This window comes from Nonomuraea sp. KM90 (genome assembly GCF_052246675.1).
In the GTDB taxonomy this organism is placed as follows: Bacteria; Actinomycetota; Actinomycetes; order Streptosporangiales; family Streptosporangiaceae; genus Nonomuraea.
The window spans coordinates 57,809-79,411 of record NZ_JBQQCB010000045.1 but is presented as its reverse complement, the minus strand read 5'-3'; the positions used below and the strand labels follow the sequence as shown (position 1 = coordinate 79,411).

General features: G+C 69.3%; 23 protein-coding genes and 4 pseudogenes. 17 read left to right on the top strand and 10 right to left on the bottom strand.

Annotation, left to right across the window (positions count from 1 at the left end):
• Positions 1-229: 229 nt before the first annotated feature.
• Complete coding sequence (locus tag ACTWPW_RS34005) at positions 230-370, bottom strand: hypothetical protein (protein WP_443171016.1); 141 nt, start codon at positions 368-370, stop codon at positions 230-232.
• 109 nt (positions 371-479) lie between these two features.
• On the opposite strand from ACTWPW_RS34005, the gene ACTWPW_RS34000 reads away from it, so the two are divergent.
• The 6 genes from ACTWPW_RS34000 to ACTWPW_RS33975 are packed head-to-tail and all read left to right on the top strand — an operon-like array spanning position 480 to position 3,819.
• Positions 480-611, top strand: a complete 132-nt coding sequence (locus tag ACTWPW_RS34000) for a lasso RiPP family leader peptide-containing protein (protein WP_375117736.1) — start codon at positions 480-482, stop codon at positions 609-611.
• A gap of 46 nt (positions 612-657) precedes the next feature.
• Positions 658-2,460, top strand: a complete 1,803-nt coding sequence (locus ACTWPW_RS33995) for an asparagine synthase-related protein (RefSeq protein WP_443171015.1) — start codon at positions 658-660, stop codon at positions 2,458-2,460.
• Positions 2,457-2,717: a lasso peptide biosynthesis PqqD family chaperone gene (locus ACTWPW_RS33990; RefSeq protein WP_443171014.1), complete on the top strand. Its 261-nt coding sequence runs from the start codon at positions 2,457-2,459 to the stop codon at positions 2,715-2,717. The genes ACTWPW_RS33995 and ACTWPW_RS33990 overlap by 4 nt, the downstream gene beginning before the upstream one ends.
• Complete coding sequence (locus ACTWPW_RS33985) at positions 2,714-3,133, top strand: lasso peptide biosynthesis B2 protein (RefSeq protein ID WP_443171013.1); 420 nt, start codon at positions 2,714-2,716, stop codon at positions 3,131-3,133. Before ACTWPW_RS33990 ends, ACTWPW_RS33985 begins: the two co-directional genes overlap by 4 nt.
• A complete protein-coding gene (locus ACTWPW_RS33980; RefSeq protein ID WP_443171012.1) occupies positions 3,130-3,480 on the top strand; it encodes a hypothetical protein in 351 nt (116 codons plus the stop codon). Before ACTWPW_RS33985 ends, ACTWPW_RS33980 begins: the two co-directional genes overlap by 4 nt.
• 15 nt (positions 3,481-3,495) lie before the next feature.
• Positions 3,496-3,819 (top strand): ABC transporter transmembrane domain-containing protein, encoded by a 324-nt coding sequence (locus ACTWPW_RS33975; RefSeq protein WP_443171011.1) that lies wholly within the window; start codon positions 3,496-3,498, stop codon positions 3,817-3,819.
• Between the two features lie 15 nt (positions 3,820-3,834).
• On the opposite strand, the pseudogene ACTWPW_RS33970 reads toward ACTWPW_RS33975, so the two are convergent.
• Positions 3,835-4,014, bottom strand: a pseudogene (locus ACTWPW_RS33970) (tyrosine-type recombinase/integrase); the annotation flags it as partial.
• 1,234 nt (positions 4,015-5,248) lie between these two features.
• On the opposite strand from ACTWPW_RS33970, the gene ACTWPW_RS33965 reads away from it, so the two are divergent.
• The 5 genes from ACTWPW_RS33965 (at position 5,249) to ACTWPW_RS33945 (ending at position 10,709) form a co-directional block, all read left to right on the top strand.
• Positions 5,249-6,943, top strand: coding sequence for a DUF7507 domain-containing protein (locus ACTWPW_RS33965; protein ID WP_443171010.1), 1,695 nt, complete (start codon positions 5,249-5,251; stop codon positions 6,941-6,943).
• A gap of 173 nt (positions 6,944-7,116) precedes the next feature.
• Positions 7,117-8,475 (top strand): S8 family serine peptidase, encoded by a 1,359-nt coding sequence (locus ACTWPW_RS33960; RefSeq protein WP_443171009.1) that lies wholly within the window; start codon positions 7,117-7,119, stop codon positions 8,473-8,475.
• 202 nt (positions 8,476-8,677) lie between these two features.
• Positions 8,678-9,349 (top strand): RICIN domain-containing protein, encoded by a 672-nt coding sequence (locus ACTWPW_RS33955; protein ID WP_375117744.1) that lies wholly within the window; start codon positions 8,678-8,680, stop codon positions 9,347-9,349.
• 710 nt (positions 9,350-10,059) lie between these two features.
• Complete coding sequence (locus tag ACTWPW_RS33950) at positions 10,060-10,200, top strand: hypothetical protein (protein ID WP_375117745.1); 141 nt, start codon at positions 10,060-10,062, stop codon at positions 10,198-10,200.
• Positions 10,201-10,586: 386 nt separating this feature from the next.
• A complete protein-coding gene (locus ACTWPW_RS33945) occupies positions 10,587-10,709 on the top strand; it encodes a hypothetical protein (RefSeq protein ID WP_443171008.1) in 123 nt (40 codons plus the stop codon).
• A gap of 80 nt (positions 10,710-10,789) precedes the next feature.
• On the opposite strand, the gene ACTWPW_RS33940 is transcribed toward ACTWPW_RS33945, so the two are convergent.
• Positions 10,790-11,395 carry a TetR/AcrR family transcriptional regulator gene (locus ACTWPW_RS33940; protein WP_443171007.1) on the bottom strand — a complete coding sequence of 202 codons (606 nt, stop codon included), beginning with the start codon at positions 11,393-11,395 and terminating at the stop codon, positions 10,790-10,792.
• Positions 11,396-11,580: 185 nt separating this feature from the next.
• Here ACTWPW_RS33940 and ACTWPW_RS33935 point away from each other — a divergent pair.
• The 3 genes and pseudogenes from ACTWPW_RS33935 to ACTWPW_RS33925 form a co-directional block, all read left to right on the top strand.
• Positions 11,581-11,946, top strand: a pseudogene (locus ACTWPW_RS33935) (alcohol dehydrogenase catalytic domain-containing protein); the annotation flags it as partial.
• 92 nt (positions 11,947-12,038) lie between these two features.
• Positions 12,039-12,596 carry a zinc-binding dehydrogenase gene (locus tag ACTWPW_RS33930; protein ID WP_443171006.1) on the top strand — a complete coding sequence of 186 codons (558 nt, stop codon included), beginning with the start codon at positions 12,039-12,041 and terminating at the stop codon, positions 12,594-12,596.
• An 11-nt stretch (positions 12,597-12,607) separates the two neighbouring features.
• Positions 12,608-13,012 carry a YybH family protein gene (locus ACTWPW_RS33925; RefSeq protein ID WP_443171005.1) on the top strand — a complete coding sequence of 135 codons (405 nt, stop codon included), beginning with the start codon at positions 12,608-12,610 and terminating at the stop codon, positions 13,010-13,012.
• Positions 13,013-13,022: 10 nt separating this feature from the next.
• Here the strand turns inward: ACTWPW_RS33925 and ACTWPW_RS33920 are convergent, their stop codons facing one another.
• Positions 13,023-13,433 carry a hypothetical protein gene (locus ACTWPW_RS33920; RefSeq protein ID WP_443171004.1) on the bottom strand — a complete coding sequence of 137 codons (411 nt, stop codon included), beginning with the start codon at positions 13,431-13,433 and terminating at the stop codon, positions 13,023-13,025.
• A 220-nt stretch (positions 13,434-13,653) separates the two neighbouring features.
• Here ACTWPW_RS33920 and ACTWPW_RS33915 point away from each other — a divergent pair, with 220 nt between their 5' ends.
• Entirely contained in the window at positions 13,654-15,240 is a 1,587-nt protein-coding gene (locus tag ACTWPW_RS33915; protein ID WP_443171003.1) for an FAD-dependent oxidoreductase, read from the top strand.
• A gap of 14 nt (positions 15,241-15,254) precedes the next feature.
• A complete protein-coding gene (locus ACTWPW_RS33910) occupies positions 15,255-15,887 on the top strand; it encodes a Rid family hydrolase (RefSeq protein WP_375117751.1) in 633 nt (210 codons plus the stop codon).
• A 39-nt stretch (positions 15,888-15,926) separates the two neighbouring features.
• On the opposite strand, the gene ACTWPW_RS33905 is transcribed toward ACTWPW_RS33910, so the two are convergent.
• Both ACTWPW_RS33905 and ACTWPW_RS33900 read right to left on the bottom strand, forming a co-directional pair.
• Positions 15,927-16,139 carry a hypothetical protein gene (locus tag ACTWPW_RS33905; protein ID WP_443171002.1) on the bottom strand — a complete coding sequence of 71 codons (213 nt, stop codon included), beginning with the start codon at positions 16,137-16,139 and terminating at the stop codon, positions 15,927-15,929.
• Positions 16,140-16,297: 158 nt separating this feature from the next.
• Positions 16,298-16,879, bottom strand: coding sequence for a TetR/AcrR family transcriptional regulator (locus ACTWPW_RS33900; protein WP_443171001.1), 582 nt, complete (start codon positions 16,877-16,879; stop codon positions 16,298-16,300).
• A 97-nt stretch (positions 16,880-16,976) separates the two neighbouring features.
• On the opposite strand from ACTWPW_RS33900, the gene ACTWPW_RS33895 reads away from it, so the two are divergent.
• Positions 16,977-18,170: an MFS transporter gene (locus tag ACTWPW_RS33895; RefSeq protein ID WP_443171000.1), complete on the top strand. Its 1,194-nt coding sequence runs from the start codon at positions 16,977-16,979 to the stop codon at positions 18,168-18,170.
• 85 nt (positions 18,171-18,255) lie between these two features.
• On the opposite strand, the pseudogene ACTWPW_RS33890 reads toward ACTWPW_RS33895, so the two are convergent.
• The 4 genes and pseudogenes from ACTWPW_RS33890 to ACTWPW_RS33875 form a co-directional block, all read right to left on the bottom strand.
• Positions 18,256-18,984 (bottom strand): annotated as a pseudogene (locus ACTWPW_RS33890) (transposase); the annotation flags it as partial.
• A gap of 1 nt (position 18,985) precedes the next feature.
• Positions 18,986-19,405: a hypothetical protein gene (locus ACTWPW_RS33885; protein ID WP_443170999.1), complete on the bottom strand. Its 420-nt coding sequence runs from the start codon at positions 19,403-19,405 to the stop codon at positions 18,986-18,988.
• Positions 19,406-19,410: 5 nt separating this feature from the next.
• Positions 19,411-20,025: pseudogene (locus ACTWPW_RS33880) on the bottom strand (DUF6192 family protein); the annotation flags it as partial.
• A gap of 1,067 nt (positions 20,026-21,092) precedes the next feature.
• On the bottom strand, positions 21,093-21,533 hold the full coding sequence (locus tag ACTWPW_RS33875) for a hypothetical protein (protein ID WP_375117756.1): 441 nt from the start codon (positions 21,531-21,533) through the stop codon (positions 21,093-21,095).
• Positions 21,534-21,603: the final 70 nt, after the last annotated feature.

Sequence of the window (21,603 nt, the reverse complement as noted above, 5' to 3'; positions counted from 1 at the left end):
AGGGCTCGATGAACTCCCACTCCACATCCGTCAATTGCACTCGCGTCACGCAAAACGATCTACCGGATCGGACCCCGAAACGAGGGCGGATCCCGCAGATTGATCACAACCAAATACACGCCCTAGCAGGTCAGCTGCTTGAAGACCTGTCACGCACGTTGGAGCCTTCGGACCATGAACGCGCGATCGTCGATCAGAAGCCCCAGCGTTTCGAGCGCTTCCCAGGCGGTCAGATGCCGGTCGGGGTCGGTTCCTGCTCCCACAGGTGCTGCAGGATTACGGCCACCGTCTCGATCACCTGCATGGTGGCCTCGATGACCTGCTCAGCCATCACCCCGCGCCGCCCGGACAGGAGCGGCGAGCGTTTCATTACCTAGAGTGACATAATTGTTGCTTTGCGTTATTTAGGGAGGTAGATGGGCTAGTTGGAAGACATGGAGCGCCAACCAGGCGCGCCATACCGAAGAGAGGAGAACATCATGGATCAGTACGAGATCCAGCAGGCTCCGTACGAGCCGCCGACCATGGAGGAGGCCGGTGCCTTCGCCAAGGTGACCCGTGGCGAGGGGTTTTACGGCTGGGACTCCCGTGGCCGCGGCTTCTGGGGCTGACGGCCAGGTGTGATCGGTGCCGGCTCAAGGGAGTGAGTGGTTCGCGGTGCTGCCTGACAGCGCCGCGGCCCAGGACTGCGCGGCCGGCCTGGCCGCGCGGCCGGGAGCGGACGTGACGCTGCGCCACGCCTCCGGCCGGCCGTGCCTGATCGGAGCCTTCACCGCTGGGGCGCTGGTCTGCGCCGTCGCCGGCCCGATCCGGGTGGCGGTGATCGGGTGCTGTCCGGTCACCGCCGCCGACCTGGAACGCCGGGCGGCCCGGCTCACGGGCCTCGGCTCGGCCGACGAGCTGGTGGCCGGGCTGCCCGGCAGTTTCCACCTGGTCACGGCGGTGGATGGTGAAGTGCGTGTGCGCGGCGACGCCGCCGGAATGCGCAGGGTCTTCCACACCAGAGCCGGCGCGTCGGCGGTGGCCGCCGACCGGGCCGACCTGCTGGCCGTCTGGCACGGCTCCGAGGTGGACCTCGACCGGCTCATGGTGCGCCTGCTGCAATCCACCTCGCCCGTCCTGTCAGGCTCGATGTGGCGGAACGTGCACGCCGTTCCCCCCGGCCACGCCGCCGACCTGCCCGCGAACGGGCCGGTACGGCTGACCCGGTGGTGGCGTCCGCCCGAGCCCGTCATGGACCTGCGGGAAGCCGCTCCGCTGGTGGGACGGGCGCTGGCCGAGGCGGTGGCCTGCCGTACCCGCGCGGGGGAGACGATCGCGGCCGACCTGTCCGGCGGGCTGGACTCCACCCCGCTGTGTTTCCTGGCCCAAAGCGCCGTCCAGGACGGCGGCGGCCGGCTGGTCACCGTACGGACCGGCGTGGACCAAGCCGATCACGACGACGAACGGTGGGCTTCCAGGGCGGCCCGCCTGCTGACGGGTGACCACCTGGTGCTCGCCCCCGGCGAGGTGCCCGGCCGATACGCCGGCGTGGCCGAACCGGTGACCGGCCTGGACGAGCCGCTCGGCGTGATCACCACGGTACGGCGCGACGTCGCCGTGGCCGCGTTGCTCGCCGATCACGGAGCCCGCGTCCACCTGACCGGGCACGGCGGGGACGAGGTCACCTTCGTGCCGCCGTGCCACCTGCACGATCTGGTACGGGCGCGGCCCCTGTCGTGGTGGTCGCGGTTGCGCGAGTACCGGGCGCTGGCCCGCTGGCCGCTTGCCGCCAGCCTGACCGCGGTGGCCGAACACCGCTCCTATCCCGGCTGGCTGGCCTCCCAGGCCGACCTGCTCACCGCGCCGCATCCGTCGCGGTACCGGCCGGAGCTGGGCTGGGAGGGGCCGATGCGGCTGCCCTCGTGGGCCCACCCTGACGTCGCCGCCGCCCTCGGTCCGATGCTGCGCCGGGCCGCCGCCGATGCCCGGCCGCTGGCGGGGCGGCGGGCCCAGCACCAGATCGCCGCCGTCATCCACGACAGCGCCGCCGACCTGAGTCAGCTGCAGCGCCTGACCGCCCGCCACGGAGCCGCCGTGCACGCACCGTACCTGGACACCGCCGTGATCGACGCCTGCCTGGCCACCCGCCTGGACCAGCGCGCCCGCCCCGGCGCCTACAAGCCTCTGACGGTCGCGGCCATGGCCGGCCGCGTCCCCGAGCAGTGCCTGCGCCGCACCACCAAGGGCGAGTTCTCCAGCACCCTCTTCGAGGGGCTGCGCCGCCACCGCGACCAGCTCGTCGCACTCGCCGACGGCTCCCGGCTGGCCGCGCTCGGGCTGGCCGACGAGACCGCGCTGCGCCGCGCCTGCCTGCGCACCCCGGCACAGGCCGATCCCGGCGGCGACCTGGAGCTGTTCGCCGCCATGGAGAACTGGCTGCGCGCCCTGCCCGCCCCCGACCATGAGAGACGACCATGAGACTTCGCCCCGGTGTCACCTTCACCTCCGTCGACGAGGCCGCCGTGCTGCTGGACGAGCGCACAGGCCGCTACCTGCAGCTCAATGCCACCGCGACGCTGGTGCTGCGCAGCCTGCTGGCGGGCGGCGACCCCGCCGGAGCGGCCGGCGACCTGGCACGCGCCCATCCCGCCGCCGCGCCCACCGCCGAGGCCGACGTCGCCGCGTTCCTGGCCCAGCTACGCGAAGCCGGTCTGGTCGAGGAGGAGCAGCGGTGAGCGTTCCCATGTTGCCCGCTGAGCGGCCGCGCCTGTCCTGGCGCCGTCGTCCGCCCGCCTTGGCCGCGGTGGCCGCCGCGCGCCTGATCGCCCGGCTGCCGCCGGCCCGGATCCGGGCCGTGCTGGAGCTCGCCCGGCGCGGCGCCGTCCCGGCCACCGCCGATCAGGCCAAGCGGGCGCGGGACGCGGTGATCGCGGTCAGCCTGTTCTGTGCCGGGCAGGGATGCCTGCCGCGCTCGATCGCCGCCGCGCTCCTGTGCCGGCTGCACGGGGCCTGGCCCACCTGGTGTACGGGAGTACGCGTGCACCCGTTCGCCGCCCACGCCTGGATCGAGGCGGACGGCCGTCCCATCGACGAGCCGCCCGCCCGCTTCCACCCCACCATCGTCATCCCCCCACCGGCCGGCGACGGGTGAGCGCGGCACCCGGTCCCGAAAGGGCCGGAGCCCGGCACCTGGCCCGGCTGCTGCGCGCGCACCGGCCGGTCGTCGCCATGGCCGTGCTGCTCGGCCTGCTGGGCGCCGGGCTGGGCGCCGGGCTGGGCATGGCACAGCCGTTGCTGGCCGGGCCGTTCGCCGCGCAGGCCGCGGTGCAGGCGTACGGGCGCTACGCCGTGGGCCGCACCGCCGAGCACGTGGTGTTCGGGCTGCACACCGGCATGATCGGCGGTTGCTGCGGCTGCCGATGGACGTCTACGGCCGGCACCGGCGCGCCGACCTCATCTCCCGCGTCGGCACCGACGCCGGGCAGCTCCGCGACGTGATCGCCCAACGCCGTCGTGGACATCATCACCAGCACGCTGGCCGCGGTGGTGGCCATCGCCCTGATGCTCTGGCTGGACCCGGCCCTGTTCACCCTCGTGCTGGTCATCATCGGCGCGTCCACGGCACTGATCGAGGTCATGCTGGCGGGCATCCGCACCGCCTCCGAGCAGACCCAGGCGAGCGTGGGTGCGATGAGCGCCGAGCACGACCGCGCCCTCGGCGCGATCCGAACCGTACGAGCCGGGCGCGCCGAGGAGCGCGAGCAAACCAGGATCGGTGAAGCCGTCCGGGCCTGCGCCACAGCTCGCGTTCGCGCAGGACGTGCGCCTGGTCGGTGAAGAGCGTTTCCAGGCGGTGAAGGAGGCCAGGGCGGACAGGTGCCGGTTCCAGGTGGCCGCCGCCGCGCTCGCCCATCGGTCCATGGCGGCGGCGTAGTCGTCCGGGGCGAGGCCCGCGACGGGCCGCTGGCCGGCCTGGGCGGTCAGGCGGGCGAGCGTGGCAGTGTAGTTGCGCCGGGTGGTGGCGGCCTGCAGGGAGTTGAGGAAGCACTCGACCGAGGCCGCGACCGTGCCCGGCGCTCGGCCGCCGGGGGCGGCTGGGGAAGCTTTCCAAAGGGTGACGGGCTGGCTCTGCTGTGGCGGAGAACGTCATCAAGCCGGGCTCATGGCCGGGGTAATGAGCGGGGCAGCAACAGCTCAAAACGTATGGCTGTAACAGCTAATCCGAATTCTCTTGCTCAAGTAAGCGAGGCGTCACCCTCACGCTCTATAACTGACAGTAGTTATCCAACTACTGTCTGTACATATCGGTGTGCTGGGCGCCTGCCCCGCCAACCTCCTTGGCCGCTGGAGGATCATGTCTGTTCCCCTGCGTTCCCTCACCGCCACCGCGATCACAGCGACGCACCTGGCCTCCCTCGCTCCCGCCCCTGCTGCTGCTTGCGGTTGCGGTCGCCGAGTTGCCCGCCGCGGACGAGAGCCGCGACGGCTACCAGCGCACCAACTTCCACCGCACTCCCGCCGCGAGGTACTCATCGAGGATGCGGCCGACCTCGACATCGACCATGTCGTGCCGCTGGCCGAAGCATGGGACTCGGGCGCCTCGGCCTGGACCGTCGAGCAGCGTGTGGCCTACGCCAACGATCTGGACGCCGCCCACCACCTGGTCGCCGTCACCGTCCGCAGCAACCGGCGAAGGCCGACCGTGATGTGGCCGAATAGCTGCCCCCGTACAAGTCCGTCCACTGCCGCTACGCCGCCGAATGGACCGCGATCCAACGCCGCTGGGGCCTGAGCGCCGATGAACGGGAGAAGAGCGCCATCGCCGCCACCTGCCCCGGCACCACCCTTCCCGAGCAGCCCACACCCTAGCCGTACGACGCGGCGCTGACCGCCCGGCAACGCCACGTGACTCCTTTCCGCGCACCACGCGCAAGCAGCGCCGCCTGGCCATCGACCATCGGCCACGGATCACCCGCCGGCCGTTGAACAACCCCCGCCCGCTTCGAGGGCCGCCGCCGCGAGCGTGCCGACCCCCGACCACCCCCACATCGCCCGGCCCGCAGAAGAGCGTCCGCCCGGGCCGGCGATCGCCGCTGAAAATCCTGTGTTCTCCAGCCACGACTTCGTCCCTGTCGTCCTGCGGCGCGTGCTGAACCGCTGGACCCGCACGAAATCCGCCGCCGTGACAGCGGCTCCTGCCTGTCCTCCGCCGACCGGTTCGGAGGCTCCACCGGACATCCCCCACAGAAAGGGCTCCCTCGTGTCCATGCCCCAGCAACCCGCCCCGGGCGGCTGCCCGCAGCGGATCGCCCTGATCAACGGCAGCTTCGAAGAACCCACGATCCCCGGCAACGACGTGGACTTCCAGGACCAGAACGATGTGCCGGGCTGGTTCACCACCGCCACCGACGGCCAGATCGAGCTGTGGCCGCACGGCTACCGGGGCGTGCCCGCCGGCGACGGCAAGCAGTTCGCCGAACTGAACGCCAACCAGGTCTCCACCCTCTACCAAGACCTGCCCACCACCCCCGGCACCCGGCTGTACTGGCGGCTGCTGCACCGCGGCCGAAACGGCGAGGACACCATGAGGGTGCAGATCGGCCCGCCCCCGGCCGGCGGGCAGCAGTTCGCCCCGAATTACGAGAGCGCCGACCTCGCCGACGGCACCGACGCCTGGGGCGAGCACACCGGCTCCTACACGGTGCCGGCCGGTCAGAGCACCACCCGCTTCGCCTTCAAGTCCGTCTCGGCCGCCGGCGGAGACTCCACCATCGGCAACTTCCTGGACGGCATCTTCTTCGGCACCGCGCCCTGCGTGGTGGTGACCAAGAGCGTCGAGCCCGAGACGGGAGCCGGGGTCGGCGACACCATCACCTACCGCGTCAACCTCAAAAACGAAGGCGGTGTCCCGGCCGAGAACGTCATCCTGCGCGATGTCATCCCCGCCGGCACCAGCTACGTCGACGGCTCGCTGCGCATCGTGGACGGCCCCGGCTCCGGTGCCAAGAACAGCGGCCGCAACAGCCGCTACGACGCCGGCATCCGGCGGCTGACCATCCCCCTCGGCGACGGCGCGGGCGACGGCCATGGCGGCATGCTCCACCCCACCACCGAGCTGCCCGACGGCACCACCGTGGAGTTCCGGGTCAAGGTAGAACGCGACGGCACCGGTCGCGCCCTGGCCAACCAGGCCGAGGCCACCTACGACAACACCTACGGCGACGAGGTCGAGCATCTGACCTCGACCTCCAACAGCTCCACCCACAACACCGCCCGCGCGGTGGATCTCGGCCTCATCAAGGCCGCCAACCAGGTGCACGCCACCGTCGGCGAGGTCGTCACCTACCACCTGGCCGTCACCAACCACGGCCCCACCCAGGCCACCGGCGTACAGGTCATCGACAAGCTGCCCGCCACCCTGGCGTTCCTGTCCGCCACCCCCAGCACCGGCGCCTACGACCCTGCCACCGGACTGTGGGACGTCGGCACCCTGCCCGTGGGCGCCACCGCCCACCTGATCCTCCACGCCAAGGTGACCGCAGCCGGCACCTTCCACAACACCGCCACCGCCGGCGCCAACGAAACCGGCACCGACGTCCCGGCCACCGCGATCAGCACCATCTGCGTGCACCCGCAACCGGACTGCATCACCACACCCCACGGCGGCGGCGACAACACCGGGGGCGGCAACACAGGTGGTGGAGGTGGCGGCACACTCACGATCGGCGGCAACACCTACACCATCGGGTACGGCCCGAACGGCCAGCTCATCCTCATCCCGGTCGGCGGCGGCAACACCGGCGCCGGCAACACCGGGGGCGGGAACACCGGCGGCGGGGGCGGCGGCACACTCACGATCGGCGGGATCACCTACGCCATCGTGTTCGGCCCGAACGGCCCTTACCTCGTTCAGGTCGGCGCCGGGAGCGGGGGTGGGCGTTGCTACTGCGTTTGCGAGTAGTTGTGTCCCCACTGTGGTGATCGGTCGCTGAACTGCGCTGTCCAGCGTCTCTCTCGCCCCGGTCAGGGCGGGAGGGATCCCGGTGGCGGCTCGGCGATGTCCTCGCCCCGGCCGCCTTCCTCCATGTCCCTGCAGCGGTCTTATGGCCGCCTTCGCAGAGTAGGTGAACTGTCGTGCGTGTCCTGATCCAGCTGCGCCCGCCCCAAGACGTCATCACCTCGGTTCTCGATCCCGGCGTGGCATCCACCGTCGCCGATGTGGTCGGTGATCTGCCCGGTGTCCTTCTCGACCAGGTCTTCAAGCCGGTGCCGCTGCCCGGCCCCGCCTCTACGGCCACGCCACGCAGCGGCGGCCTGCTGTCCTCGCTCAGCCCGCATCCGGGCAGCTTCTCCCGGTCCGCCGAGCACGCCTCGGTGCTGGTACGCGGGGAGATAGCCGAGGACGAGCTGCCCGCTCGGTGGAACCTGCTGACCTCGACCGTGCGCGAGGTGAGGGGTGTCTTCGCCGACCCCGCCATCGGCACCACCCTGGCCTGCGACGGCGATGTGCCGCTCGGGGACTGGCACGACGTCGAACGCCTCCTGCACGTCGAACAGTTGCACGCAGCCGGTTACGACGGGCACGACGTCCTGCTGGCGATCGTGGACGGCGGCATCAACTACGACCACGTCAGCACCAAACTCGGCCGCCGGTTCCTCATCGACGGCGACCGCAGCTGGAGCCCTCCGGGCACCCAACCGAACCCCGGCCGCTACCCGGTCGCCCACGGCAGCCTGTGCGCGTTCAACGCGCTGATCGCCGCGCCGAAGGCGACCCTGCTCGACATCCCCATCATGCAGACCCGCAAGACCACCGTCACCGGTCTGCTGTCGGACGCCGTAGCCGCCTACGCCCACCTGTGGCAGGTGCTGATGAACCTGCCCGAGGCTTCCCGCACTCTGGTGGTCAGCAACAGCTGGGGACTCAACAACAGGAACGACGACCTGCCGCCAGGACATCCCGGCAACTACGCCGGCAACCCGATGCACCCGTTCAACGTCATGCTCGGCAGCCTGGAAGCGGCCGGCGCCGACATCGTCTTCTCCGCCGGCAACGGCGGCCAGGACTGCCCCAACAGCAACCCGGACGCCTTCTTCGACATCGTCGGCGCCAACGGCCACCCCAAGGCCGTCACCGTGGCCGGCGTCGACGTCCACGGAACGCGCGCCGGCTACTCCACCAAAGGCCCCGCCCGGCTGGCCGACAAGAAGCCCGACATCAGCTCCTACACCCACTTCCTCGGCTCCGAGGCCACCGATCTTCGCGCCGACACGGGCACCTCCACCGCCTGCCCCGTCGCCGCCGGCGTCATCGCGGCCCTGCGCACCCGGCACCCCGGCTCGCGCCTGTTCCCCTCCCAGCTGCGCACCCTGCTGCAACGCACCGCCGAGGACCGCAGCACGGCCGGCTTCGACTACGAGTACGGCTACGGCATCATCGACCCGCCGGCCCTGATCGCCGCGCTGGACAAATTCCGCCAGCGGGCCGCCTGAGCGCCGGCCGCAGGCAGGACCCGCGGTAATGGTCATCGAACGAGTGGCGGGCCCGGCGCCGCACGCGCCGCGCGAGCGAGCTCCTCCGGGACGTGCCCGCGTCGTCAACCGTGACGGCCGACCTCTCGACCGCCGCTTCGTCCAGCGGCCGTCCCCGCCCATCCATGCGCATCCTCCAGCACTCTCTCGCGAAAGGAACCCCATGAAGTCGCCGCGTACCGCCATCAAGATCGGCCTTCCGGCCGCGCTGTCAGCGTTCGCACTGGCCGGCGGCCTGCTCATGCCCGCGCCGGCGGGCGCGACCCCCGACCGGTCAGCCCAGTCGGTCCGGTCAGCCGAGTCCGCCCAGCTGGCGCACGCCCCTACCCCCGTGCCCGTGCCCCCGCCCGCGCCGGTCGCGGACATGCCGCCGTTCGTCGACGACGGCCGCCGCCACGTGGTCGAGAACGTCAAGACCAACGGCTACCTCATTCACGAGGGCTACTCCGACCCCTCGTGCGTCGACGGCTTCTGCCGCCTGCTCGCCTGGGAGGCCGGCGTGATCCCTCCGGCCAACGAGTGGTTCTTCGAAGAAGCGCAAACGCGGCGCGGCCAGGTCTGGTTCCGCATGCGCAACGCCAAGTCCAACAAGTGCGCCGTTCCCGGCGGCTGGGTCGAAGGCCTGCCCAGTGCCGTCGTCAAGACCTGCGGCAGCGGCGATGAGTTCCTGTGGCGGGCCGAGCCCGACCGCAACGGTGACTGGCGCACCGTCAAGTTCGTCTCCTACACCACCAGCGACGCCATCCGGCCCGTCTACGGCAACCTCCCCAACGAGTACACCGTCCTGCACGACGACGGCTACACCCCCAACTTCTACTGGTCGGTCTCCCGCTAAGGCAGCCCCGCACCACCCGTGAGGCCGGGTGCGGACACCGCGACGGTGGCGTCCGCACCCGGCCAGGCCGGCGCAGCCACGGCGAGGTAACCATCGCCTCGCCCGCCCGTGGGAGCCGCCGATGCGCGCAGGCGTGAGCGGCCGCGGCTCCCCGCAGGCCGGCCACGGTCGTTCAGCGCCGATGCCTTCCGGCTCGTTTCCACCGGCCGCCGGTCAGGCAGATCAGGCCGGTTGCCGCGGATGGCCCACGTCGGCCGGTGTCAGACGAGTGATCGCCTCTTCCACACTGGGGTGAAGGGGCAAGACGTCCCTCCCGCCGGTGGATCTGCAGGATGCGAGCGGGTGCGCCCGACACCGCGCCGGTGCGGGCGGCCCGGGCCGGGCGGGCTGTAGGCGTACACGCCTGGTCGCGGTGGCCGGCCAGCGCCGGCACCAGGCCGCCCAGGAGCCCGGCCGCGGTTCAGTTGGTGCAGTGTCCACCCTGCCCTCGCCGACCGCCACCCCGCCCTCACCCTCGTCCCCACCCACCTCGGCGACGAAGTCACCAGCTCCGACCGGCCCAACATCATCTTCCCGCCGACGGCCACACCTTCACCCTCGACGACCGCGGCCTGCACCCCACCGACCCAGCACCAGCCACCCCCTCGACCACCACCGCAGCACCACCGCAGCCGCCAGCTGACCGCGGGGACGGCAGCGGGTTCGCTCAGGTGGGCGAGTTGCTGCCGAACGACACGCTCATCCGCTGCCGGCGCACGCGCCTGTGCCGGTATCGCTGGAAGGTTCCGGGCAGCGCCAAGGTGATCGTTTGTCCGCGCTGCTACACGGCCCAGTTCGGCCCGGCCGAATAGCTCCTGTCTTCGCTATGACCGCCTTCGGGACGCTCGACAGCCGTTCAAGGGCGAGTTGTCCGGCGCGGTTGTCCGGGGCCTGGAGGAAAGACAACGGCCTTCCCGGGGCAAATCGGGAAGGCCGTTCCGTGTCTCCCTGAGCGCTCGTCCGGACCAACGAACCGACGCCTTGGGGCGGCCGACCTGGGCCGACCTCGCCGCGGGGTCTAGACCGGCGGCTGTGAGCGCAAGTTGATTGTCCAACCTCGCGACCGGACCAGACCGTCTGCAGCCGATGTTTCCCGGACCACTCCGATACCCGGTACCGTCGTTATCTTGGGCAGCGAAGCGAAATAGCTGGTCAGCTGCTTGAAGGTCTGTCAGGCACGTAAGCAAGCAGGTTGGCCATGGCTGTCGCGCGTGGCCCGCAAGTCGAGCCGATGGACGCGCTGGGCGCCGAATCACGCTTCCGGGCCGGCGTACGGGCCCGCGAGCTCGGCCTGATCCAGAGGGTCGTTCACGTGAAGTGACGCTCCCGCTTCCTGCTGGGTCGCGAAGGGCCGTTCTGGTCTGCCACGGTGGCGCGCTCCCGGTTTCACGGCCTCGGGGCTCAGGGGGTCGTGGACCTTATCATGCGGGTCAGGAGGGTGACGGCGGCCTCCGGTTGAAGGCCTTGGCGGCGGATCAGGGATTGCCAGGTGGGGAATTCCACGGCGTGGTGGACGGCCGCTTTCAGCAGGACGGGCTCGGCGGCCTGGGGGGCGTAGGCGTCGATGAGGATGGCGGCCACGTCGTCCAGGTATTCGGTGAAGGGTTGCAGGCTCAGTTCGACCAGGGGGACCGTGGCCGCGTCCCTCAGCGCGTTCGTGAGCATCTGCTCGACGGTCTCGTAGTAGCCGTAGAGGGCGGTCAGGGCCGTGGTGAGCCGGTCAGAAGGGGAGCCGATCTCTTTCCAGGGCATGACGTCGGGCCATGGATGGTGGCCCCAGTATTCGCTGGAGCAGGCGGCGAACAGCTCCTCCTCCGTGGGGAAGTGCCGGTAGACCGTGTGGCGCTGCACCCCGGCCAGCTCGGCGATGCCCGCGATGGTCGTTTGGGCAGGCCCGATGCGGCCGTGCAGTTCGACGGCCGCCTGGGTGATCCGCCGGCGGGTCGTCTCCATCGCGTCGGCGCGTCGCCGCAACTCGTATTTGCGTGGTGTCTTCGTCTCGGCCATGCGGTCGCCTCGAACTCCTGACGCTCCCCCGCAGGCCCTCCGCCTGCGGGAACCCGATTTTACAGTGCCGAACACCGAATTTCATAGTACGTACGTGTGCATCTATTGACACGCCCGGCGCCGCGGACCTACTTTCATGGAACAGGCCAGTTCCATGAAATGTTTGGAGTACACCCGTGACGAAGATGCGAACAGTCGTCGTACCCGCCCTCGACACCGCCTGGGAGACCAGAGACGCCGAGATCCCCGAGGTAACGGCAGGTCAAGTGCTGGTGAGAGTGCACGCCTCCGGCATCTGCGGGACGGACGTCCTGATCACCCAGGGCAGGCTCTCCTTCGGAGTCGGCTTCCCCATGGCGCTCGGGCACGAAGGCGCGGGTGAGGTGGTGGCGGTCGGTGACGGTGTGAGCTCCCGCGAGGTCGGCGACCGGGTCGGCATCGTCACCCTGCAGAAGGCGTGCGGGGTGTGCGCGTGGTGCCGGCGGGGCGAGCCGCTCGACTTCGTCACCGCCGCCAACTGCGAGAGCCCCGTGCTGACCGGGATGAACGTGCCGGGGACGCACGCCGGCTACGTCGCCGTCCCCGCCGTGGCCACGGTGCCGCTGCCCGACGGGCTGTCGTACGAGCACGCCGCGCCCATCATGTGCGCGTCGGCTACACCGCGTGGGCGGGCCTGCGGCGCGCCAGCCCGCAGCCCGGCGACCGCGTCGCCGTCTCCGGCATCGGCGGCCTCGGCCACCTGGCCGTCCAGTACGCCAAGGCCGCCGGTTTCACCACCATCGCCGTCACCCGCTCACCCGACAAGCAGGAGCTGGCCCGCGAACTCGGCGCCGACGTCGTCGTCTCTGACGGCGCCCAGCTGCGCGAAGCAGGCGGCGCCGACGTGCTGCTGAACACCAACGGCTCCAACCAGGCCGTCTCCGACGCCATGCAAGGGCTGGCGCCCCGAGGACGCCTGGTGCTCATGGGCATCGCGTTCGACGCCCTCTCCGTGACCAACATGCAGATGGTCATGAACAGCGTCCAGATCCTGGGCTCCGCACACAACGGCACCCGGTACCTCGTCGAGGCGCTGAGCATCGCCGGCGAAGGCAAGGTGACCCCGATGGTGGACGTCTTCGACAAGGAGCACGCCGCCGACGCCTACCGGCACACCGCAGCAGGCAAGTCCCGCTTCCGTACCGTCATCTCCTTTGTCTGAAAGGAAAACCGATGTCCAGTGATTTCAAACGTCCGACCGAGCCCGAAGGCCTCACCGCTTCGCTTCTCGAGCGCTTCAACTCCGGCAAGGTCAGCGCGATGATGGGGCTCTACGAGGAAGGCGCGGTGTTCGTCACCAACTCGGGTAAGCCGGTGACCGACCCCGCCGAGATCGAGCGGCACCTGGAGGGCTTCATGTCGTTCGGCCTGCCGATGAAGGTCAACGCCCGGCACTTGTACGTGGCGGGGGACGTCGCCCTGTTCGTCCTCGACTGGGAGGTCGAGGGCACCGGCCCCGACGGTTCCCACGTGCACCTGAAGGGCTCCGCCACCGACGTGGCGCACCGCGGCGCCGACGGCTTCTGGCGCTACGCGATCGACAACCCCTACGGCACGCGGTTCCGCGAGCAGGTCTGACGCCCCGGCCTCATCGGCTGATCGTCCGGGAAAACACGGCGTGGGAGCGGCCGGCGGCATCCCGGGGCTGACGTGGGCGCGTACGGTTGATGGGTGTCAGTTGCTCCCCAAGGCGTCGTGCTCGGTGTGGCGCGATCATGCGCCGGCCGCGCGCACTGTCGCTGCTCACCCTCGTCGGCGTGCTGACGTCCGCCAACTGGGCGTCGTTCATCTGGGCGTCGTTCATCTGGGCGACGATGACCGGGCACGTGGTCGACGCCTCGCTCGGCCACTTCATCACCCCGCTGGTCAGCGTCGCGCTCGGGGTGGCCTTAGGGCAGCCCCCGTACGCGACCGTGAGCACGGCGATGGCGACCGCGCCCAGCGCGATCGCCTCCCATTGCCAGGCCCGCAGCCGTTCCCCCAGGCCCCGCGCGAGCACGACGAGAACAGCACGGACATGCCGACCGCTACAGGTCGCGGGTAAGGGGTGCTGGCCCTTCTTGCCGGTGGTTATGGCCACAAGCGAGTCCGGCCCGGCTGAGCTCACATCCGCCTCAAATCCCCGTTGATCACCCCGAAACTCACTGGGAACACGGGGACGAATAGGTGGCAACAAGGCACCCCGAGACTCACCTCCAACGAGATCATGGAGGTGGGTGTTGGGGTACAGCAGACGCGACTTTCTGTCCGCCGTTGGAGTATCCGGCGGCGCGGGAGCGCTCTTCTCGACCATGGGGGCGCTCGGGCTTGCGCCGTCCGCCGAGGCGTCCGATAAGACTGCCTTCGACCCGCCGCAGCCGTCCGACTTCGCGCTCACCGGGCGGTCCGCGAAGAAGGTCGTGATCCTCGGCGCGGGGATGGCCGGCCTCGCCACGGCGTACGAGCTGGGTAAGGCGGGTTACGACTGCACGATCCTGGAGGCCCTCGACCGGGTGGGCGGGCGGAACTGGACCATCCGCGGCGGCGACCGGCTGACCGAGTTGGACGGCTCCACGCAGGTCGCGCAGTTCCGGGACGGCGTCTACCTGAACGCCGGCCCGGCACGGCTGGCGCAGTGGATGGTGACCATGGACTACTGCCGCGAACTCGGCGTGGACCTGGAAGTCTTCACCAACTCCAACGCCCAGGCCTACATCTATCACCAGAACATGCCGGCCCCCGTCCGCTGGCGTACGGCCAAGGCCGACGTCTACGGGTACGTCTCCGAGCTCCTGTCGCGCGCCACCGACGCGGGCGCGTTGGACGCCGCGCTGACCACGCAGGACAAGGAGCGGCTGATCACCTTCCTGTCGGGCTTCGGGGCGGTGGGCAACAAGGCGAGCGGGTTCAAGTACACCGGAAGCTCCCGCCGCGGCTACAGCGTGAACCCGGGCGCGGGCGAGCAGCCGGGAACGGTGCTCGGACCGGTGCCATCGCTGTCGGAGGTGCTGGCGAGCGGCATCGGGCAGCGGTTCTCGTTCGAGTTCGGTTACGACCAGGCCATGCTGATGTTCCAGCCGGTCGGCGGCATGGACGCGATCCCGCGAGCCCTCGCCGGCAGGATCGGGCGGCAACGGATCCGGCTGCGCTCCACCGTCACCAAGATCACCGACCTGCCGGACGGCGTAGAGGTGGAGTACCAGGACCGCCACGGCCGCACCCAAATGATCAAGGCGGACCTGTGCGTCGCGGCGATGCCCCCGCACATCCTCGCCAGAACCCCGCACAACCTGGGCACGGAGATCCAGGCCGCCCTCTCCACTCCGACCGTCGCCAACTCGGGCAAGATCGGGCTGGAATACCGCCGCCGCTGGTGGGAGATCGACGAGGACATCTACGGCGGCATCACCAGCACCGACCTCGACCTCGCCACCATCTGGTACCCCTCCTACGGGTACGGCGCGGCCCGCGGCCTGGTCGTCGGCTACTACAACTTCGGCGCCCAGGCCGACGCGTACGCCGCACTCAAGCACGCCGATCGCGAGCGCCGCGCGGTCGAGCAGGGGATGCGGATCCACGGCGCGAAGTACCGCGACGAGCTGGCCTCGTCGGTGTCTGTCGCCTGGAAACTCCAGCCGCACATCGAGGGCGCATGGGTGGGCTGGCCGTCGCGCCAGGGCGCGTACCAACTCCTCAACAAGCCCGCCGGCCGCGTGTACTTCGCGGGCGACTGGCTGAGCCACATGATCGCCTGGCAGTCGGGGGCCTTGGAATCCGCCCGCAAGGTCGTCACCGAGCTGCACCAGCGCGCGCTGAGCGCCGCCTGAGAGGACACCGTCGCATGAAGATCCGCACCACTGTCACCCTCGCCGCGGCCACCGTCCTCCTCCTGGGCACGGGTACGGCGGCCGCCACCGCCCGCTGGTCACCCCATCCCTACGAGATCAAGCCCATCCTCCCGGCGGGCAGCACCAATCCCGCGATCGCCGACGGCGTGGCGCTCGGGAAGCAGGTCGCCACGTACACCGCCAGCGGCCTGGGCCCGGCTGCGGCCAATCCCGCGGCCCCCGCCGACTCCCCCGAGCGCTACGTCGACTTCCCCGGCGGCGCCCTGCCCCCAGGCGTCACGGTCACCGAGGCCCAGGCCATCAACGCGCTGAAGCGCATCAAGGCCAATCTCGCCGCGGCTGGGCTGGGTCTTGAGGATGTCGTCTCCATGCGCGCGTACCTGGAGAAGCCTCCAGGCGCCGCGGCGGCCGACTTCGCCGGGTGGAACCGCGCCTACCGCCAGTTCTTCGCCAACACGGACCTGGCCTCGGGTCAGCCCGTCCCCGTCCCGCTGGGCACCGCGCCGCCCGCCCCGCCCTTGGAGGTCAACCCCGCCCGCCCGGCCCGCGTGACGATCGAAATCGCCAATCTCCCGGTCGCGGGCTGGCTTGTCGAGGTCGAGGTCGCCGCCGCGTACAAGCGCTGACAGCCGGGCCTGGCAGCCTCGTACTCACCAGAGAGGTGATCACAAAGAGAAGTCCGTCCTGTGCCGCCGGACACCGCATCCGGATATCGCATCCGCGACCCCACCGCCGGCCGTGCACCGGCCCTCCTCCTCTTCGATGACGACAACGCTGGTGCTCTCCGCCTCCCGGGCGCCGAGCACCAGCCTGGCCGGCTCGGCGAAAACGCTCGTCACAAGCCCGGTGAAGAGGAACATCGGCACGGCCGTCAGCACCAGTAACGATCTTTACCCGGTGTGGACCTGCCCCGGCTACGGTTCGGGGTGGTTGACCAGATTCGCCGCTGTCGTCCGCGCCGTTTCTGAGAAGCTGTCTTCGAACCCTCTAACTGATCTTCGTTCGGATTGCCTTCGCCTTGGTGGCGATATGCGGGTCAGGTCGCAGATGCCGCGAGCATTTTGGTCGTGAAGTCGATAGCCATGGCCAGCCGTTGGGGATCGTGCCCGGCGCGTTCGCGTACGCGCAGCCCAAGCACGGTTGTGAACAGCAACTCCATTGCAGCGTCGACGTCCAATGTGGCGGGCAGGTCGCCGTCGCGGATGCCGCGGCGTAGTAGCGACGTCAGGGTTTTCCGGGTGACTTCGAACGCAGCCTCAGTCCTTTGTCGGACTTCGGGGTCGGTAGTGCCGAGCTCGGTGGCCGTGTTGACCACGAAGCAGCCACGACCGGCGTCGTGGCTGACCATCCAGATCAGCCACTCCCGCAAGATCTCGAGGCTGGGACCGGGGGCGCTGAGCTGCTCTTCAGCCTGAGTGGACTCGGTCGCCCGATAGTGGTCCAGCGTCCGCAAGAACAGTGTGCGCTTGTCGTTGAAGGTGCGATACAGGCTACTTTGCTTGAGCCTGAGCTCGGCGCCCAAGTCCCGGACGGACGTGGCGTTGTAACCGCGACACCAGAACAGGTTGGTTGCCTTGGCGATCACGTTCTGCTCGTCGAACTCCCTGGGCCTTGCCATGGTCGCCACCCTACCAAGGTTGTGGAGCGATCGCTCCCGTATTAGGGTGTGCCGTCATATGGGAGCGAACGCTCCCGAATGAGGGGAGAGACTCGACGTGACGGCAACAGACCGCCCGCTGACCGAGCGAGAGGCGTCAACGAAAAGTCATTGGATCGCGGTGTCCGCCGTAGCCTTTGGCACATTTCTCCTGGTGACGGCCGAGCAGCTCCCCATCGGGCTGCTCACCCCCGTCGGATCGGCACTATCGGTGTCTGAAGGTGCGGCAGGACTGATGGTCACGGTCCCCAGCATCGTCGCCGCCGTTGCGGCGCCGGCAGTCCCGATACTCGTCGGCAAGATGGACCGCAGGCTCTTGCTCGTCGCCTTGATGGCACTCATGACGCTCGCCAACCTTGCCTCCGCCCTGGCCCCGAACTATCCGCTCCTGATCATCGCCCGCGTGCTGGTCGGCGTGGCGATCGGCGGGTTCTGGGCCATCGCCGGCGGCCTGGCCGTCCGGCTCGTCCCGGCCTCGCGCGTGCCGCGGGCCACCGCGATCATCTTCGGCGGCGTCGGGGCCGCGAACGTCTTCGGTGTCCCCCTCGGCACGATGATCGGCGGGCTGGCCAACTGGCGGATCGCGTTCGGCGCGCTGAGCGCCCTCGCGCTTGCCGTGCTGGTCACCTTGCTGGCCGTGCTGCCACCGTTGACCGCTGCTCAGCCCGTCGGGCTGCGGCGGCTGGCTGGCCAGTTCCGCAACCAGGGCGTCCGGGTCGGTATCCTGGCCACCTTCCTGATCGTGACCGGCCATTTCTCGGCCTACACGTTCATCAGCCCCGTGCTACAGGATCTGTCCGGCATCGACGAGCAACTCGTCGGGCCGCTGCTGTTCGGATTCGGCGTGGCAGGCATCGCGGGAAACTTCGTCGCGGGTGCGGCTGTGGCGCAGAGGCTCCATCGCACCGTCCTCTCCATCACCGCCGCCTTGGGGGTGACCGTGCTGCTTTACCCCGTGGCAGGTCTCACCGCTGTGGGCGGGGTGACGTTGCTCGTTGTCTGGGGCCTGGCGTACGGCGGGGTCTCCACAAGCCTTCAGACGTGGATGATCAAGGCCGCGCCGCAAGCGGTCGAGGAAGCCTCCGCGCTGTGGGTGGCGGTGTTCAATCTCTCCATCGGTCTCGGCGCGTTGGTCGGCGGCGCAATCGTCGATGCCCTGCCACTCCAGGGCATCCTATGGCTCGCCGGCGTTCTCCTCCTGGCGGCCGGGCTGGCCGTGTGGAGTGCACGCCGAAACGAGAGCCTGCGATGACCCACATCCCCGCACCAGCCAAGGCGATCACGCCTACCTGAGAATGATCACGCCTACCTGAGAATTACGCGACTCGTCGTGGGGCCGGCCCTTGTGACCACACCGGCATGGTGGTCTTTCTAGCCAGACGGCGTGTCATCAAGGTGATAGACGCCCAGGTCAGGTGCGCTTCGCTGTGCTGTGGGAGCCGCTCGTAGTCGATCACGTTGCGCCGGGCGTTCATCAGCCACCCGATCGACCTCTCGACGATCCACCGGCGGGCCAGCACCTTGAACCCGGTCTGGCCCGGCAGCTTCGTCACAATCTTCAGGGTGAGACGCAGGAACCGCCGGGCCCATTCCACCAGCATCCCGGCATAGGCGCTGTCGCCCCAGACGAGGGTGAGCTGCGGGTGCAGCATCCGCAGCCGGGCAAGCAACTCGCGGGCGGCGTCGCGGGCGGCGTCGCGGTCGGGCTGCCCGGCCGGGGTGACCATCACGCCCAGCAGCAGGCCCTTCGTGTCAACGACCAAGTGACGGCCGGCGCGCAGACGGAGGGCGCGGCGCAGTTGGTCGCGGATGTGGTTGACGCCGCCGGCCCTGGCCCAGCGGCGGAAGAAGCCGTACGTCGTCTGCCATGGTGGGAAATCCGCAGGTAAGGCACGCCATTTGCAGCCGTTGTCGACCAGATACCTGATCGCGTCCACGATGTCGCGACGGTCGTGCTTCTCAGGCCGGCCGCCCGTACGGGTCTGGCAGGCCGGCACCGGCAGAAGCGGCTTCAGCAGCAACCATTCGGCGTCGGTGGTGTCGGAGGGGTAGTGGCGGGGACGCACCTCATGCCTCCGCTTTGCTGAGCAGGGTCAGTGCCGCCTGGACAACGTTGAGCTGGCCCAGCACCAGATGGACCCAGTCATCCTCGGGCCGGCTGGCCGCGTGCGGGGCGACCGTGGCGGACAGCAGGCGGCTGATACGGGTCAGCTCGGTGCGCAGCCGTGAGCGTTCGTAGGCGATCCAGTCGTCGGGCGAGGTGGAGAAGCGGTAGCCGTCGTCTGGGGTCCAGATCAGCGGGGTCAGGTGCGCCATCGCCGAGACCTCCCGGATATAGAGGATGCCTTTGCGGACATGGCCCAGGCTCAGCCCGGTGGCGCGCACCAGCTGCTGGGTGGCCAGCCCGGCCGGGCGGGCCTCGAGCAGGGCCAGGGGGACCTGGTCGCCACACACGTTGGCCGCCAGGCCCCGTGACCTCGGGGGCATGGGTCTTACTCGCCTTGCAGCAGCCGGGCCAGGCCCTCATCGATGCTGATCTCGCCGGACTCCACGGCCGATTCGATCCAGTCGGCCGTCGCCCGCACCCGTGCCACGTTCCTGGCCACCGCGGCGCGCTCGTCGGCGGTGAACTGGTGACCGCGCATGCCCGGAACGACGCGGCCGATGGCCGAGACGAAGGCCGCGCAGGCACCAATCAACTCCAGGAAGTCACGGCTGTGCTCGATGCGGGGCAGGGCCGGGGTGCGCTGCCGCACCACCTGGCCGGCCTGGCGGACATGGTCGACCTGGGCGCGGTTGACCATGTGCTTGGCCGTGTCGTCGAGCATCGTCCGCGAGGCCACTTGCGGCCGGCGCAGCAGGTCGGTAGCCACCCGCACGGCGACCTCCTCATCGCGGGCCAGGTCGTGGATGCGCTCGACCTTCTGCTACACCGAGGCGGTGTTGACGAGCTTCTGGTCCACGGCTCGCTTGGCGGCCGTATCGGTCCACCGATGGGTTCCGGTGCGGTTATCCAGTGGGGGATCAGCGATACGCGCCCACCGCTCCTGATCGTCACGGATGGAGGCCAGCGTCCTGTGGATGTAGTACGGGACCCCTGCTTGACGGCGCTGGGCCGGGCCAGCGGGAGGACACCCAGCGGTAGGTCTCCAGCGTCTTTACCGGGATGGCCAGGTCGTCGGCGTACAGTTGCAGCGATTCCAAGACGCCGAACAGCGCCTCGCCCTGGTTGGGGTGCGCACCGCCGCGCGGCTGTATCGGTTCGATCTCCAGCGCCAGATCGCCTTAACCGACCACACCAAGGTCAACATTGCTGTTGAGCTGGGATTTCACGTAGTTGATATGTGTGCGACGTGACCAGCAGAGGTGTTCGCTCGTCGGAGGATGTCCCGACGCGTTATGAGAGTTCGCATCGGAAGCGGCGGCGATTTCTCAAGCGATCTGGCGGAACACCTGGTGGGGCTCAGTAGATATGTCGAGGATTAGCGGTTGGCAGCAAGGAAACGTCCGGCCAACCCTGGTCTTCAGTCGCGGCGTTCAGTTCCATACCAATAGCCCACGGCTGCTCCAGCTAATGGAGCAATGGGCGCCATGTACTGGACTACTTCCGCCGCAGGCAGTCGAAGGATCATACCCAAGAGGACGATCACTACTGTGCTGACGACAAGAATGATTGCCAGGAGCGCGCGTAACGATGCCCCAGTTCGTGGAGCCACGGCTCTTGACCCCGCGCGACTCCATTCCTCCGGGTCAGCGGCCTGAGAGCCAAGTCCCAGCACACTGCTTCGCCGCGTTTGCGGGCGATCCTCGTCGTCCTCATCGTCCTCATCAAGGGGGGACAAATCCTCATCGGCCGACGGGCGCCTCGATTCCGGGCCAGCGGCCAGAGAACCAAGTTTTGCTGTGCCTGGACGATGTCCAAAGGGCGGAACTTTTGCCTCGGGATCATTGCCTTGTGGTCCTACGGGGTTTGCTTGCCTGCCGTCATCATCGCCAGCTGCCATGTGTTCACCATCGCTGACTTCAACCGCTCGCGATAGCCAGGAAGGCCCACAAAATCGCCAGGCGAAATGAGAAGTCGTCACGCCCGGCGACTCGCGGAACAAGTGGCGAACGGCTGGTCACGTAGACGATGGGCCAGACCGATTGAGAAGCGACGGGTTGAGTAGCACGTCTACTCGGCCTTCCCACGGGTGAGCGAGTCGACAAATGCCTCGGCTTCGGTGAGGCTGAGCTGCTTCTGATCGCGGATCAGGAAGACGGCTGCCTTCCGCTGTCCCTCGGCCAGGAATTCGGTAACCGGCCCTGTCAGATCCTCCGGCCACCGGCCCGGGAAGTCCGGCAGGAGTTCACCTCGGCGCAGGGCGCGGGCCGCAGCCAGAGCATCCGGACCGGAGACCTGCGCTTCCTTCTTCAGCACCTTGACCGCCTCGTCGAATTGCCCGGATTCGATGAGGTCGTGGGCCGTGGCCTGGATCTCCACTGGGGTGAACAACGGCATCGGAATGGAGATCCATACCCTGTTGCGCCGCTGGCGCCAGGCTCGCAACCCCAAAACAATGAGCCCTATTAGGGCCAGGACTAAGATCGACTTCACAGGGTCGAGATCGAACATGCCTGGATTGTAGTGATCAGACATCGTCCTTATCCTGCCCGAAGATCACTGACACGGGAGCAGAGGCACC